The organism is Massilia aurea (assembly GCF_040790145.1).
GTDB classification, from domain to species: domain Bacteria; phylum Pseudomonadota; class Gammaproteobacteria; order Burkholderiales; family Burkholderiaceae_D; genus Telluria; species Telluria aurea_C.
Genome location: NZ_JBFMMP010000020.1, coordinates 47,114 through 61,836, shown reverse-complemented (window position 1 = coordinate 61,836; position 14,723 = coordinate 47,114). Strand labels below are relative to the sequence as shown.

Genomic DNA, 14,723 nt, shown 5'->3' with positions numbered 1-14,723 from the left:
GGTTCAATGGCGTGGCGTCGCGTTACCTGCCGAACTATCTGGGTTGGTGGTGGGCACTTGACGGCGGCCGGATAATGACCGTCGAACAATTGCTACGTATCGCAGTCAGTCTGATCTACAGATAACGGTGACAGCGCCTTCGGATAGGCCCCATGCGCCTTTGGCATGCACCAAAAGTGCTCGCCGCTATTCGTATTGCCGTGACAAGCAGGCTGGCCCGATCCTTGCATGTAAAAAAGCACACTGAACTGCGGGAGAAGTCGATGTTTACCCAAAACGATGTGCTCGAATACACGGGCATGAATGGCCATACGATCCGCATCCTCTGGATCGACCGCCCCCAGGAGCTGGCCTGGACGTATCGCCTGGGCAGCCACTCCGCCCTGCCCGAGCCGACGCTGCTGCGCGATCTCGAGGAAGCGTTGCGCGCCGGCGGTGCACGCCGCTTGCTGGTCGACCCGTTCGCGGCTGCGCCGCCGCAAGAGCCGGTGCCGCAAGGTTACCTTGCGCTGCAGGCCAAGGCATGGTCGGCCGTACGCGCCCTGCACGCCGACCGCCATGCGCTGTACCAGCCGCGCGAACGCGCCATCCTGATGGCCGGTTATGCTGCCGCGCACGGCATCTCGAAGTCCAGCATCCTGCGCTACCTGCGCCGCTACTGGGAACGGGGCCAGACGCCGGACGCGCTGTTGCCCGACTACGGCAACTCGGGCGCACCGGGCCGCACGCGCGCCGTCACCGCCGGCATCAAGCGCGGCCGGCCACGCAAGGGCGCCGCCACTGGCACCAATGCCGACGAACGGATGCGTGCGATCTTCCGCGCCGCGGCTGCGCGTTATGCCGCCAGCCACGACGACTTTTCGCGCCGCGCCGCCTATCGCCAGATGCTGGCTGACTTCTTCCAGGGCCAGGACGCTGGCGGCTTGCCGAGCTTCGGCCAGTTCAATTACTGGCTCGAACGCGACGCCAGCGCACCGGTATCGGTAACGCTGGCACGCCCGACTGCACCATTGCCGGGCCGCGCTGCACCACGTTTTGCACAACACGTGGCCATGGCGTAAGCCCACCAATCCGGTGCGCCGCATGCCATCGTGGTGCGCGGCGCGGGCGCCGGCCCATCAATCAGCGCGGCCGGTGCATCTGGAACAGCTGCTCCGGCCCGATCGAAAAGTAATCGGCCGGTCCGCCGCCGCGCAGGATATGGCCGGCGCTTGCGGTGTCGTAGACGCCGTCCTTCAGCGCTGCCTGCGCGATATGCACCCCCACCACTTCGCCCAGCACGAGCCAGGTCGGCACCGTCTCGCCGCCCGTGCGCTGCAGCTGAACGATCTGCGTCACCTTGCACTCGAACGCCACCGGGCTTTCGGCCACGCGCGGCGCGCCCACCAGGCGTGACGGCGCGGGCGTGAGCTGCGCCAGCGCGAACTCATCGACCTCCGGTCCGACGGCGGCGCACGAGGCGTTCATCGCTTCGGCCAGTTCACGGGTCGCGAGATTCCACACGAATTCCCCGCTTTCCTGCACATTGCGCAGCGTGTCCTTGGCGCCGATGCTGGCAAAGCCGACGATTGGCGGCACATAGTTGAAAGCATTGAAGAAGCTGTACGGGGCCAGGTTCAGCACGCCGTCCTGCCCCTGCGACGAGATCCAGCCGATCGGGCGCGGGCCGACAATCGCATTGAAGGGATCATGGGGCAGCCCGTGGCCGTGGCGTGGTTCGTAGAAGTGGATCGACATGGGTTTTCAATCAAGCGTTGGTGAGATGCCCGGCTTGCGGCGCCAGCGCCACGCCGCAATCCTTGCAGAAGTGCGCGCGCGGATCGTGGTCTTTGCTGGCGCAGGCGGGGCACGTACGCGGCTCGCCGCGCGGCGCGTGACGGGAGAGCTTCTGCGACGTCATCTCGGCACTGACGATCCCCGTCGGCACGGCCAGGATGCCCCAGCCGAGCAGCATCATGAACGAGGCGATCGCCTTGCCGAGCGGCGTGTGCGGCGTCATGTCGCCATAGCCGACCGTGGTAATGGTGACGGTGGCCCAGTACATCGCCATCGGGATGCTGGTAAAGCCATTCTCGGGGCCCTCGACCACGTACATCACGGTGCCGAGAATCAGGATCAGCATCAGCACCACAGAAAGAAACACCATGATCTTGCGCTTGCTGGCCACCAGCGCCTCGCCCAGGCGCGTGTACTCTTCGACATAGCGGGTGAGCTTGAGGATGCGGAAGATGCGCAACAGGCGCAGGATGCGCACGTCAAGGAACACCTGGCTGCCCGGAACCAGCAGTGAAATCCAGGTCGGGAGCACCGACACCAGGTCGATCACGCCATAAAAGCTGCGCGCGTAGCGCATCGGCCGCTGGATGCAGATCAGGCGCGCGATGTACTCGAGCGTGAAGAAGATCGTGAAGCTCCATTCGAGCGCCGACATCTGCGCGGCGTAGCGCTCGCCGATGGCCGGCACGCTGTCGAGCACCACCGTGAGAATACTGAGCAGGATGATCGCGACCAGGGCGATGTCGAAGCGGCGCCCGGCCGGCGTGTCGTTGCCGAAGATGACGTCGAACATGCGCGCGCGCCAACCGCCGGGCGGGCGGCCCAGCAGGGTTGGCAGATCACGCGGCGAGGCTGGAACGGAAGTGTTGTCGGTCGTGCGGGTCATCGAGCGTGCTGCGTGACCCATGCGCCAAAGGCGACCATGAATTTCTCGAAGAACACGCGCGTGCCGTCGTCGACCAGCTTGTCGCCCTCGTACTTCGTTGCCACGCCGCCGACATACGCTTCCGGCGCCGGCATCGTCGGCATGTTCAGGAACGGCAGCATCTGGCGCAGATGGTGGTTGGCGCCGAAACCGCCCAGGGCGCCCGGCGACACGCTGACCACGGCGCACGGCTTGTCGGCAAACGCCGCCTTGCCATACGGGCGCGAGCCGACGTCGATGGCGTTCTTGAGCGAGCCGGGCACCGAGCGGTTGTATTCCGGCGTGCAGAACAGGATGCCGTCGGCGCCCTTGATCGCCTCGCGGAACACCGTGAAGGCGGCCGGCGGCGTGGCGGTCTCGTCATCCTCGTTGTAGAGCGGCAGGTCGCGCAGTTCAACGATCGAGAGCTCGAAGCCCTCGGGCGCCAGCTCGATCATGCTCTGGGCGACGCGACGGGTGAACGATTCCTTGCGCAGGCTGCCCACGAGGACGGCGATTTTCTTGGTGGTCATGTGGATCCTTTTATTGTTGATGATTCATGTTACCCATGCCCCATGATAACCAGTTTCGCCGACACGCTGGTGCTGTTACAGGCGCAGGCGCCGGTACATCTCGAGAAAGCGCTTGAGCCTCGCCTTGGTCAACACCACGACCGGATCGCCATGCCACGCATACAGATAGGGCTCGCCGCCCTGGCGGTCGCTGATCCGTACCGACAGCAAAAAGCGCGTGCCGAGCGGATGCACGGAAAGATCAAGCAGGCTGCGCGAGCACTGCACGCGCATGCCCGTTGAAAACGCCTGGCCCGAGACGGGGCCGATGCAGGGCCGGCCACGATGGTCAAGCCGCGATTCCACCGCCACCTCGCGGTACGCCCATGCGTCGCGCGCCATGGCTATGCCTTCGCCAGCGTCGGTGCGCGCACCACGTGCGCTTCGCGGATCGGCAGGTTGATCAGGGCGGCGGCTGCGGCCAGGGCCATGTCGGCGTACCACATCCAGCTGTAGTCGCCCGTGTGCACGACCGCCAGACCGCCCAGCCAGGCGCCGAAAAAGCCGCCGATCTGGTGCGACAGCAAGGTCATCCCGAACAGCGTGGCCAGGTAGCGCACGCCGAACAGCTTGCCGACCAGGCCCGCCGTGGGCGGGACGGTGGCGAGCCAGGTAAAGCCGAGCGCGCCGGCAAAAATATAGAACGTCCATTCGGCCTTGGGCGCCAGCAGGTACAGGCCGACGATCACCACGCGGCTGGCGTAGATCCAGAACAACAGCGACTTCATGCGATAGCGCGAGGCGAGCATGCCGGCCGACAGGCTGCCGGCGATGTTGAACAGGCCGATCAGCGCGAGCGCCGTGCCTGCGACTGCCGTCGGCAAGCCGCACATGGCCACTTCGCCCGGCAAGTGGGTGACGAGAAAAGCGATATGAAAGCCGCAGGTGAAAAAGCCGGCGTGCAGGCACAGGTAGCTGCGGTCGCGCATGGCCTGGCGCAGTTGCTGGCCGAGGGCGATGGTGGGCACTCCCGGAACGACCGGTGCGACCGCAGCGGCAACCGGCGCGACGGCAGCGCGCTTGCGCCGCAGCGGCCAGGCCAGCGGAATCGTGAGCAACGTGGTCGCCGCCATCGTCAGCATCGCCACGATCCAGCCGGCGCTGGCGATGATTGCGCCCATCAGCGGCGCGAACACGAACTGGCCGAACGAGCCACCAGCATTGATGAAGCCCGACGCGAACGCGCGGCGTTCGGGCGGCAGGCGCTGGGCGGTGGCGCCGATCAGGATCGAGAAGCTGCCCGCCCCTGCCCCGGCTGCCGACAAGAAGCCCATGGTCAGCAGCAGCGCCCATTCGGATTGCACGAACGGCGTGGCGGCCGTGCCGGCTGCGAGCATCAGGCCGCCAAGGGCGATCACGCGCCCCGGGCCATATTTGTCGGCCACGGCGCCGAACACGGGCTGCGCCGCGCCCCACATCAGCTGCGCCACGGCCATCACGAAGCTGATGGTGGCGACGCCCAGGCCGGTGGCGGTGTTCAGGGGCGAGAGGAACAGGCCGCTGGTCAGGCGCGCGCCCATCGTGATCATCATCACGGCGCTGGCAACCAGGATCAGGGTCCAGGCCGCGCGCGGCGACAGGTGGGCGGGAGCGTTATTCATCGGGCAATTATAGTCTGCCCGTCCTTACACTGCTTGCAGTTCAGTCGGCGGCGGCGCGGATCAGCAACGCGGTCGATTGCGCGGCCATGCCCTCTTCGCGGCCCAGGTAGCCGAGCTTCTCGTTGGTCTTGGCCTTGATGTTCACTTGCTGGGGCGAGACGCCCAGGTCTTCGGCGATGCGCGAGACCATCAGCGGGATATGCGGCGCCATCTTCGGCTGCTGCGCGATGATGGTCGCGTCGATATTGCCGATCGTGTAGCCGGCATGCAGCACGCGGTGCGCGACTTCGCGCAGGAGCGTGCGCGAATCGGCGCCGGCGAACATGGGGTCGGTGTCCGGGAAATGCTTGCCGATGTCGCCCAGCGCAGCGGCGCCCAGCAGCGAATCGATGATGGCGTGCAGCAGCACGTCGGCGTCGGAGTGGCCTTGCAGGCCCAGGCGGTGCGGGATGGTCACGCCGCCGACGATCAGCTTGCGCCCTTCGACCAGCGCGTGGTTGTCATAGCCGGTGCCGATGCGAAACGGCGGGGTGGGATTGTAGGATGCGAGTGCCATGATGGTCGTTTCTTGGTTTCTTGTATTGGTCAAATGGAGGCGTCGGCGGCCAGGTACATCTCGGCGATGCGGATGTCCGATGGCAGCGTGACTTTCAGGTTGCGCGGGTGCCCTTCCACCAATCTGGGGGCCAGACCGAGTGCTTCAACCGCACTGGCGTCATCGGTAATCGCGGCCGGGTCGTTCGCCGCGTCAAGTGCGCGGCACAGCAGCACGTAGGTGAACATCTGCGGGGTCTGGGCCAGCCACAGGTTGGCGCGCGCCACCGTGGCGATGTCGCCGCCGATGCTGCGCTTGACGGTGTCGACCACCGGCAGGGCCAGGAGGCCACCGGCTGCATGGTCGCCCGTCTCGGTGATCAGGCGCTCGATCAGCGCGGCGTTCAGGCCAGGGCGCGCGGCGTCGTGCACCAGCACGTGGTCGGTATCGGCAAGCAGGTCGCGCACGGCGTGCAGGCCATTGCGGATCGATTCCATGCGCGTCGCGCCGCCGCAGCGCAGCACGGTGACGCGGCTGCCGGCATCGTTCGCGTCATGCAGCACGGCGTCGATGAACGGGTCGTCGGCGCTCACGATCACATACGTGTGAGCGATCAGCGGGCTGGAAAGAAAGGCATCGACCGTGTGGCGCAACATGGGCTTCGCGCCGATGGCCAGGTATTGCTTGGGGCTGCCGGCAGCCATGCGTGCGCCGACGCCGGCAGCCGGAATCAAGGCCACGTAGCGGCGTTGTGCATCTGGGTGTTCATTCATTGTCATCAACTACTTTTTCTTGCGGGTCTCAGCAAGGACTGTACCTCACCTGCACAAACCTTGCCCAGGCGAGCATATTCCTGCGGCGTGTCGATCGCGGCCTGGAGCAGTTCGACCCTGGCCATCTCGCGTTTGATGTACGGCATCCAGCTGCGGTCGATCTCACGTTGCAACAGCGCCTGCGCCTGGCCGATCGGCGCATACAACGGCTTGCCGGCAAAGCGCCCCGCCAGTCGGGCGCGCACGGTCGCTTCGGCGTTCGGCATGAAACTCTGGTACGTGGTCAGGTGCCGCATTTCGTGGGCCAGCACTTCGCGGTAGGCGCACGACGCAGGTGGAAATTCGCGACTGACATACACGACGATGGGGGCGTAATCGAGGCTCACATCGATGCGCGGCGCCACGCATTCGTAGCCGGTGGCCGGGTCGGCCAGCATGCGCCCGCCGACATTGATGCGTACCCGCGCTTCGGTGTGCGTCAGGCCCAGCACCCACGAGCCGCGCCGCGCGCTGGGCATCAGGCGCGTGAGGTCGTGGTACGAGCGCGTGTTGTCGATGCGATAGCCCTGCTCGCGCGTGGACAGCACCGAGATGCTCTCGCCGATCGTGTCTTCGCAGCGCGCCTGCAGCGGCGTGCGTGCCTGCGCCCACGCCGACGAGACAAACAGGGACAGCGCTGCCGCGAACAACCAACGGTGCATCGTGCTCAGGCGGGCGTCCAGTCGCCGGCCAGGATCTTCTCGAGCCAGAAGGCGCCGATGATCGTCTTGACGTCGGTGATCTCGCCACGGCGCACGAGGTCGAGCAGTTCGGGCAGGGTGACGGTGAACAGTTCGAGGAATTCGCCGGCATCGAGCCGTTGCTCGCCCTGCGTCATGTCTTCGGCCAGGAAGATCTCGAGGTGCTCGTCGGAATACGCGATGGCGTTGTGGATGGTGCAGACGAAGCGCCATTTACTTGCGCTGTAGCCGGTCTCCTCGACCAGTTCGCGCTTGGCGCAGTCGAGGTGGTCTTCGCCCGGATCGATTTTACCGGCCGGGAATTCGATGAAGACCTTGCCGTTCGGATAGCGGAACTGGCGCTCGAGCAGGATGCGGCCATCGGGCAGCAGCGGCAGGATGACAACGGCGCCGGGGTGGCGGATGTATTCCCTATGGGTTTCCTTGCCGTCGGGCAGACGGATGCGGTCGCGTTCGACCTTCAGGAAGTGGCCATCGTAGACGACGCCGCCATCGAGGCGGGTTTCTTTCAGTTCCGACACTATGTGCTCCAGATCGTTGTAGCTGCGATACGAGGAATCATAAGCGAAACGGGGGAGTTTTTCATTTTCCGTTACCCCAAAAACGTCGTTCCCGCGAAGGCGGGAACAATGCCACTGGCATTGCCCCCCCCAAGTTCTCATGCACTGGCCACAATTGCGTACGTGGCCTGCTGACTGACTTGGGTTCCCGCCAAGGTGGCCGACGAGGCCGGGAACGACGTGCTGAAGCTAACGACTACCTGCGCGGCTTGTACAAATACCGCATCACGAACCCGGGAAACGCCAGCACCAGGAACAAGCACCCGGTCACCGCATGAAACTCCCAGGTCTGCACGGCGACCGACCCGATGCGCGACTCCAGGAGGCGGGCAACGGATCCCACCACGAAATACAGCACCACCAGTTCGAGCAGCCGCACGATCAACGGCTTGACCCGCCGCTCCCCCGCCGGCTTGCGGCTGGGAAGCGCCACGAGCCCGAACAGGCGCTCGTTTATGAAAGGCAGGTTGGCGGCGGCCAGTGCGAGCAGCACCACCAGCCAGGCGGCCAAATTCAGATCCACGCCTTACTTGACCAGCGTGGCCTGCATGGCGCTGTAGCAGATTGCCAGCAGGCTGCCGGGGATCACGCCCAGTACCACGATTGCCACGCCATTGAGCGACATGATGATGCGCATGTCCAGCGGGGTCGAGATGGCCGAGGTGTCCACGGCGTCGTCGAACCAGATGGTCTTGACGATGCGCAGGTAGTAGAACGCGCCAATCAGCGAGAACATCACCGCCACCACCGCCAGCCACACCATGCCGGCATTGGCAACCGCCTGCAGCACCGCGTACTTGGCGATGAAGCCCACCGCTGGCGGCACGCCGGCCAGCGAGAACATCAGGATCGTCATGATGATCGCGAACCATGGGCTGCGCTTGCCCAGACCCTTGAAGTCACTGATCAGCTCGGCTTCATGGCCGGCGCGCGCCAGCATCATGATCAGGCCGAAGGTACCGACCGTCGTGAGCACATAGATGATCGTGTAGTACATACCGGCGCTGTAGGCGGCAGCGGCATCGGTGGTATCGCCACCGATATTGCCCACCACCAGAGCCAGGACCACGAAGCCCATCTGGGCAATGGTCGAGTACGCCAGCATGCGCTTGATATTGGTCTGCGCAATGGCGGTGATGTTACCGAACGCCAGCGACAGCACGGCCACGACCATCAGCATCTGCTGCCAGTCGGTTGCCATCGACGGCAGCGCTTCGACCAGCAGGCGGATCACGATGGCGAACGTCGCCAGCTTCGGCGCGCCGCCCAACAGCAGCGTGACCGCCGTCGGGGCGCCCTGCACCACATCCGGCACCCACATGTGGAATGGCACCACGCCGAGCTTGAACGCCAGGCCGGCCACCAGGAACACCAGGCCGAAGACCAGGATCATCGGGTCGGCCTGGCCTGCGCTCGTGACCTGCCCGATGGTGGTGATGTCGAGCGAACCGGTGGCGCCGTAGATCATGGACATGCCGTACAGCAGGAAGCCCGAGGCCAGTGCGCCGAGGATGAAGTACTTCATCGCCGCTTCGGTCGAGATCGCGTGATCGCGGCGCATGGCCACCAGGGCGTACAGCGACAGCGACATCAGTTCGAGGCCGAGGTAGATCGACAGCATGCTATTACCGGAGATCATGATCATCTGGCCCAGCATCGAGAACAGCGCGAGCACGTAGAACTCGCCGCCCAGGTTGCCCGACATCATGTCGCGCTGGCCAACATACTGGCGCGAATAGATCAGGGTCATGGCCGTGGCCAGGTAGGTGAACAGCTTGAGCAGGTTCGACATCGGATCGGACACGTACATGCCACTGAACGTGAACACGGTCGTGCCGGCGTTGAAGTCGACGAAGGAGAACACGGCGCAACCGGCGATCGCGAGCAGCGACAGCGCGTAGGTCAGGTCGCGCTTGCCAGCCTTCATGTACATATCGATCAACAGGATCGCCGAGGTCGCGATCAGGAGGAAGATCTCGGCATACACCGGCACCAGATTGGTGTCGGCTGCCGATAACAGGGTCGGGGTCATTTCATTCATGGCGTTTTATTGAGGCACTTTGCTGACTGCGACATGTTGCAGGAGGTCGGTGACCGACACCTGCAGGGTCTCGGCGATCGGCGCCGGGTACAGGCCCATGGCCAGGGTGGCGATGGCCAGCACCGACAGGATGGCGAACTCGCGGCCGTTCAGGTCGACCAGTTCGGCAACGTGCTTGTTGGCGATTGGTCCGAAGATGACGCGCTTGACCATCCACAGCGAGTACGCCGCGCCCAGGATCAGGGCGGTCCCTGATGCCAGGCCGGTCCAGAAGTTGAACTCGACCGCGCCCAGGATCACCATGAACTCGCCGATGAAGCCCGAGGTTGCCGGCAGGCCGGCATTGGCCATCGAGAACAGCACGACGAAGGCGGCGAACTTCGGCATGGTGTTGACCACACCGCCGTAGGCAGCGATTTCACGCGAGTGCACACGGTCGTACAGCACGCCGATACACAGGAACATCGCGCCCGACACGAAGCCGTGCGAGATTGCCTGCATCAGGCCGCCCTGCATGCCCAGGTCGTTGAACATGAAAAAGCCCAGCGTGACGAAGCCCATGTGGGCAATCGACGAGTACGCCACCAGTTTCTTCATGTCCTTCTGGACCAGGGCAACCAGGCCGATGTAGATCACGGCGATCAGCGACAGGCCGATGACGACCGGCGCCAGGTACTGGCTTGCGTCCGGGGTGATCGGCAGCGAGAACCGGAGAAAACCATAGGCACCGAGTTTCAGCATGATCGCCGCCAGCACGACCGAGCCGCCGGTTGGCGCTTCGACGTGGGCGTCCGGCAGCCAGGTGTGCACCGGCCACATCGGCACCTTGACGGCGAAGGCCATGAAGAAGGCGATGAAGATCAGTATCTGCTCTTTCATCGTCAACGGCAGGTCGTGCCACGCGAGGATGTTGAACGAGCCCGAGGCGTTGTACAGGTAGATGATCGCGACCAGCGTCAGCAGCGAACCGAAGAACGTGTACAGGAAGAATTTAAAGGCCGCATACACCCGGTTCGGGCCGCCAAACACGCCGATGATGATGAACATCGGAATCAGGGTGGCTTCGAAGAAGAAATAGAACAGCAGGCCGTCCAGCGCGCAGAACACGCCGATCATCAGGCCCGACAGGATCAGGAACGAACCCATGTACTGGGCGACGCGTTCCTGGATCACTTCCCAGGCCGCCAGCACGACGATGATCGTGATGAAGGCGGTCAGCGGCACGAACCACAGCGACAGGCCATCGACGCCCAGGCGGTAGAAGATGTTGAAGCGCTCGATCCAGGCCGCTTCTTCAAAGAACTGCATGCCGACGTGGGCATTGTCGAAGTTCGTGATCAGGGGAATCGTCGGCAACAGGCTGACGATGGCGCCCACGAGCGAGAGCATGCGTACCATGCCGGCGTTCTTGTCCCGGCCAACGGCCAGGATCAGCACGCCAAACAGGATCGGGAGCCAGATGGCCAGGCTCAGGTACGGTGGAAATGTTGAAATTGTAGACTGCATCATTTTTCGTTATCTCTGCCTGTGATTAACCGCGCCAGAACGGGAAGAAGTACAGCATGGCCGCCAGCACGCCGACGATCATCACGAACGCATAGTGGTAGATGTAACCGGTCTGTGCTTTACGGGTGATGGTCGAGAACCAGCCGACTGCCTTGGCGCTGCCGTTGACGACCAGGCCATCGATCAGGCCGCGGTCGCCGACTTTCCACAGGCCGCCGCCCAGCAGCAGCGAGCCGCCAGCGAAGACTTTCTGGTTGAACGCATCCATGTAGTACTTGTTGTCGAGCAGGGTGTGCAGCGGCTTGAGCTTGGCGTAGAACCAGGCCGGCACGCGCGGATTGATCATGTAGCAGTAGTACGCTGCAACGACGCCCGCCAGTGCCAGCCAGAACGGTGCGGTCTGCAGGCCGTGCAGTGCCATCGCGCCGGCGCCGTGGAACATCTCGCCCAGTTCGGCCATGGCCGGGTGGGACGGGTTCACGGTGATGACGCCATCGAAGAACGTGCCATGCAGCATTGGCTGGATCGTGAAGAAACCGATCAGCATCGACGGGATCGCCAACAGGACCAGCGGCACTGTCACCACCCAAGGCGACTCGTGCGGCTTCTGGCCCGGGGCCAGGCCGTGGTGGCCATGGTCGTCGTGTTTGGAATCGCTATGCGATTCCTCTTCATGATGCACATCCGAATCGTGCAGCGCGTGCGGATCTGAATGATCGTTTGCAGCGGCCTTGTGGTGCGTGTCATGCGCGTGATCGTCGTGGTGATCGTGCGCATGGGCTTTGCCAAAACGCTCTTCGCCATGGAACACCAGGAAGTACATGCGGAACGAGTAGAACGCCGTGACGAACACGCCGGCCAGCACCGCGAAGTTCGCGAAGCCGGTGCCTGGCAGGTTACTCGCGTGCACTGCCTCGATGATCGAATCCTTCGAGTAGAAGCCCGAGAACAATGGCGTACCGATCAGGGCGAGCGAACCGATCAAGGAAGTGATCCAGGTGATCGGCATGTACTTGCGCAGGCCGCCCATATTGCGCATGTCCTGGTCGTGGTGCATGCCCATGATGACCGAGCCGGCGCCAAGGAACAGCAATGCCTTGAAGAACGCGTGCGTCATCAGGTGGAAGGCGGCGACCGAATAGGCCGACACGCCCAGTGCCACGGTCATGTAACCGAGTTGCGACAGCGTCGAGTACGCGACCACGCGCTTGATGTCGTTCTGGATGATGCCCAGGAAACCCATGAACAGCGCGGTGATCGAACCGATGACGATGATGAACGACAGCGCGCCGTCAGACAGTTCGAACAGCGGCGACATGCGCGACACCATGAAGATGCCGGCGGTAACCATCGTCGCGGCGTGGATCAGTGCCGAGATCGGGGTCGGGCCTTCCATCGAGTCAGGCAGCCAGACGTGCAGCGGGAACTGGGCCGACTTGCCCATCGCGCCGATGAACAGGCAGATGCAGGCAGCGGTCAGCAGTGGCCAGTCGGTGCCCGGCACCGTCATCAGGGCCAGCTGGTCGGCCTTGGCGAACACCTCGACATAATTCATCGAACCGGCGGCGCTGAGAATGAGACCAATCCCGAGAATGAAGCCGAAGTCGCCCACGCGGTTGACCAGGAACGCCTTCATATTGGCGAAGATCGCCGTTGGCCGCGTGTACCAGAAACCGATCAGCAGATATGAAACCAGGCCCACTGCTTCCCAGCCAAAGAACAGCTGCAGGAAGTTGTTCGACATGACCAGCATCAGCATCGCGAACGTGAACAGCGAGATGTACGAGAAGAAGCGGTTGTAGCCGTCATCCTCGGCCATGTAGCCGATCGTGTAGATGTGGACCATGAGCGAGACCGACGTGACGACGCACATCATCATCGCGGTCAGCGTGTCGATCTGGAAGCCGACGGCCAGCTTGAGCGAGCCGACAGTCATCCAGGTGTACAGGTCCTGGTTGAGCGTGAAGCCGTCCATCGCGGCCATCAGGGTCATGACCGAGATGACCAGCGCAATCGCCACGCCGAGGATGGTCGCGGTATGCGACACCTTGCGGCCGACGACATTGCCCAGGAACTTGGTACCGAGCAGACCGGCAATTGCCGAGCCTGCGAGCGGCGCCAGTGGCACCGCCAGTAAGAGTGAGGTTGAAATTTGCCCCGCCATGTTGAACCTTATTCGTTATAAGTTATCGAGCGAGACCGATCAGCCTTTGAGGCTGTCGAGGTCTTCCACGTTGATCGTGTCCAGGTTGCGGAACAGGACCACCAGGATCGCCAGGCCGATGGCAGATTCAGCGGCCGCGACGGTCAAAATGAAGAACACGAAGATCTGCCCCGCCGCGTCGCCCAGGTAGTGGGAAAACGCGATGAAGTTCAGGTTCACCGCCAGCAGCATCAATTCGATGGCCATCAGCAAGATGATGATGTTCTTCCGGTTCAGGAAGATACCGACCACCGAGATCGCGAACAGGATCGCGCCCAGGATCAGATAGTGTGCGAGGGAGACGGTCATTTGCTTTCCTTCGGTTCGGTCGCGGCCGGGCCTGCGGCAGCAGCAGCGGCGGCTGCCGCCTTGGCCACGTTTGCAGCGTCGATGGCCGGCTGGTTCACGGTCGCGACCTTGATGATCTTCAGGCGGTCGTTGCGCTTGACGCGCACGGCGGCGCCCGGGTCGATGGCCTTGCTGTCCTTGCGGCGGCGCAGCGTCAGGGCAACGGCAGCGATGATCGCCACCAGCAGCACCACGGCGGCAATTTCAAAGCCGTAGATGTAGCGGGTATAGATCTGCAGGCCCAGTTCCTTGGTGCCGCCGATGTTCAGGGCAGCTGCTTCCGGTGTTTGCTGGAAGTTGCTGTAGCCGTGCCACAGCACGGCGCCCATCTCGAGCACGATCAACGCGCCGACGCCGGACGCCAGCGGCAGGAAGCCCCAGAAACCTTCGCGCATGCGGTCGATATTAATATCGAGCATCATGACCACGAACAGGAACAGCACCATGACGGCGCCGACATAGACCAGCACCAGCACGATGGCGAGGAATTCGGCCTTCAGCAGCAGCCAGATACCGGCGGCGTTGAAGAAGGCCAGCACCAGGAACAGCGCGGCGTGAACCGGGTTCCTGGCGGTGATGACGCGCAGGCCGGCCAGCACCATCACGGCCGCGAACACGTAGAACAAAATATCAGTAAATGTCATGACTAACCCAGGAGCCTCTTGTAATTAACACTCAGCGGAACTTGGCGTCCGCCTCGCGGGCAGCGGCAATCTCGGTTTCGTAGCGGTCGCCCACGGCCAGCAGCATCTCTTTGGTGTAGTAGAGATCGCCGCGTTTTTCACCGTGGTATTCCAGCACGTGCGTTTCGACGATCGAGTCGACCGGGCACGATTCTTCGCAGAAGCCGCAGAAGATGCACTTGGTCAGGTCGATGTCGTAGCGCGAGGTGCGGCGGGTGCCGTCTTCGCGCTGGGTCGACTCGATCGTGATCGCCATGGCCGGGCACACCGCTTCGCACAGCTTGCAGGCGATGCAGCGCTCTTCCCCGTTGGGGTAGCGGCGCAGCGCATGCAGACCGCGGAAGCGGTTCGACATCGGGGTCTTTTCTTCCGGGTACTGCACCGTGATCGAGCGCGACAGTGCGTAGCGGCCGGTCAGGGCCAGGCCCTTGATCAACTCGGTCAGCATCAGGCTGCCGAGGATTTCTTTCATACGTGACAT

General features: G+C 63.5%; 17 protein-coding genes and 1 pseudogene. 2 read left to right on the top strand and 16 right to left on the bottom strand.

What is annotated here, in order from left to right; genetic code table 11:
• Both AB2N08_RS20585 and AB2N08_RS20580 read left to right on the top strand, forming a co-directional pair.
• Positions 1-125 (top strand): annotated as a pseudogene (locus AB2N08_RS20585) (IS1595 family transposase); the annotation flags it as partial.
• Positions 126-263: 138 nt separating this feature from the next.
• Entirely contained in the window at positions 264-1,061 is a 798-nt protein-coding gene (locus AB2N08_RS20580; protein ID WP_367612766.1) for a hypothetical protein, read from the top strand.
• Between the two features lie 61 nt (positions 1,062-1,122).
• Here the strand turns inward: AB2N08_RS20580 and AB2N08_RS20575 are convergent, their stop codons facing one another.
• The 16 genes from AB2N08_RS20575 to nuoI all read right to left on the bottom strand — a co-directional run bounded on the left by AB2N08_RS20575 (position 1,123) and on the right by nuoI (position 14,723).
• Positions 1,123-1,737 carry a flavin reductase family protein gene (locus AB2N08_RS20575; RefSeq protein WP_367612765.1) on the bottom strand — a complete coding sequence of 205 codons (615 nt, stop codon included), beginning with the start codon at positions 1,735-1,737 and terminating at the stop codon, positions 1,123-1,125.
• Positions 1,738-1,747: 10 nt separating this feature from the next.
• A complete protein-coding gene (locus AB2N08_RS20570) occupies positions 1,748-2,662 on the bottom strand; it encodes an ion transporter (protein WP_367612764.1) in 915 nt (304 codons plus the stop codon).
• Positions 2,659-3,213 (bottom strand): NADPH-dependent FMN reductase, encoded by a 555-nt coding sequence (locus AB2N08_RS20565; RefSeq protein ID WP_367612763.1) that lies wholly within the window; start codon positions 3,211-3,213, stop codon positions 2,659-2,661. Before AB2N08_RS20565 ends, AB2N08_RS20570 begins: the two co-directional genes overlap by 4 nt.
• Positions 3,214-3,288: 75 nt before the next feature.
• A complete protein-coding gene (locus tag AB2N08_RS20560; protein WP_367612762.1) occupies positions 3,289-3,594 on the bottom strand; it encodes a hypothetical protein in 306 nt (101 codons plus the stop codon).
• Positions 3,595-3,596: 2 nt separating this feature from the next.
• Positions 3,597-4,853, bottom strand: coding sequence for an MFS transporter (locus AB2N08_RS20555; RefSeq protein ID WP_367612761.1), 1,257 nt, complete (start codon positions 4,851-4,853; stop codon positions 3,597-3,599).
• Between the two features lie 40 nt (positions 4,854-4,893).
• A complete protein-coding gene (ispF, locus tag AB2N08_RS20550; protein WP_367612760.1) occupies positions 4,894-5,409 on the bottom strand; it encodes a 2-C-methyl-D-erythritol 2,4-cyclodiphosphate synthase in 516 nt (171 codons plus the stop codon).
• Between the two features lie 29 nt (positions 5,410-5,438).
• A complete protein-coding gene (gene ispD, locus AB2N08_RS20545) occupies positions 5,439-6,161 on the bottom strand; it encodes a 2-C-methyl-D-erythritol 4-phosphate cytidylyltransferase (RefSeq protein ID WP_367612759.1) in 723 nt (240 codons plus the stop codon).
• 5 nt (positions 6,162-6,166) lie between these two features.
• The gene (locus tag AB2N08_RS20540; protein WP_367612758.1) at positions 6,167-6,862 is read right to left on the bottom strand and encodes a hypothetical protein; all 696 of its coding nucleotides are present in this window, start codon (positions 6,860-6,862) and stop codon (positions 6,167-6,169) included.
• A 5-nt stretch (positions 6,863-6,867) separates the two neighbouring features.
• On the bottom strand, positions 6,868-7,425 hold the full coding sequence (locus AB2N08_RS20535; RefSeq protein WP_367612769.1) for an NUDIX domain-containing protein: 558 nt from the start codon (positions 7,423-7,425) through the stop codon (positions 6,868-6,870).
• 232 nt (positions 7,426-7,657) lie between these two features.
• Positions 7,658-7,984, bottom strand: coding sequence for a DUF2818 family protein (locus tag AB2N08_RS20530; RefSeq protein WP_367612757.1), 327 nt, complete (start codon positions 7,982-7,984; stop codon positions 7,658-7,660).
• A gap of 3 nt (positions 7,985-7,987) precedes the next feature.
• Complete coding sequence (gene nuoN, locus AB2N08_RS20525; protein ID WP_370662441.1) at positions 7,988-9,502, bottom strand: NADH-quinone oxidoreductase subunit NuoN; 1,515 nt, start codon at positions 9,500-9,502, stop codon at positions 7,988-7,990.
• A gap of 6 nt (positions 9,503-9,508) precedes the next feature.
• Positions 9,509-11,011, bottom strand: coding sequence for an NADH-quinone oxidoreductase subunit M (locus AB2N08_RS20520; protein ID WP_367612756.1), 1,503 nt, complete (start codon positions 11,009-11,011; stop codon positions 9,509-9,511).
• A gap of 22 nt (positions 11,012-11,033) precedes the next feature.
• A complete protein-coding gene (gene nuoL / locus AB2N08_RS20515) occupies positions 11,034-13,172 on the bottom strand; it encodes an NADH-quinone oxidoreductase subunit L (protein ID WP_367612755.1) in 2,139 nt (712 codons plus the stop codon).
• A 39-nt stretch (positions 13,173-13,211) separates the two neighbouring features.
• Complete coding sequence (gene nuoK / locus AB2N08_RS20510; protein ID WP_183557698.1) at positions 13,212-13,520, bottom strand: NADH-quinone oxidoreductase subunit NuoK; 309 nt, start codon at positions 13,518-13,520, stop codon at positions 13,212-13,214.
• On the bottom strand, positions 13,517-14,203 hold the full coding sequence (locus tag AB2N08_RS20505) for an NADH-quinone oxidoreductase subunit J (RefSeq protein WP_367612754.1): 687 nt from the start codon (positions 14,201-14,203) through the stop codon (positions 13,517-13,519). Before AB2N08_RS20505 ends, nuoK begins: the two co-directional genes overlap by 4 nt.
• A 31-nt stretch (positions 14,204-14,234) precedes the next feature.
• On the bottom strand, positions 14,235-14,723 hold the full coding sequence (nuoI, locus tag AB2N08_RS20500; RefSeq protein ID WP_183557692.1) for an NADH-quinone oxidoreductase subunit NuoI: 489 nt from the start codon (positions 14,721-14,723) through the stop codon (positions 14,235-14,237).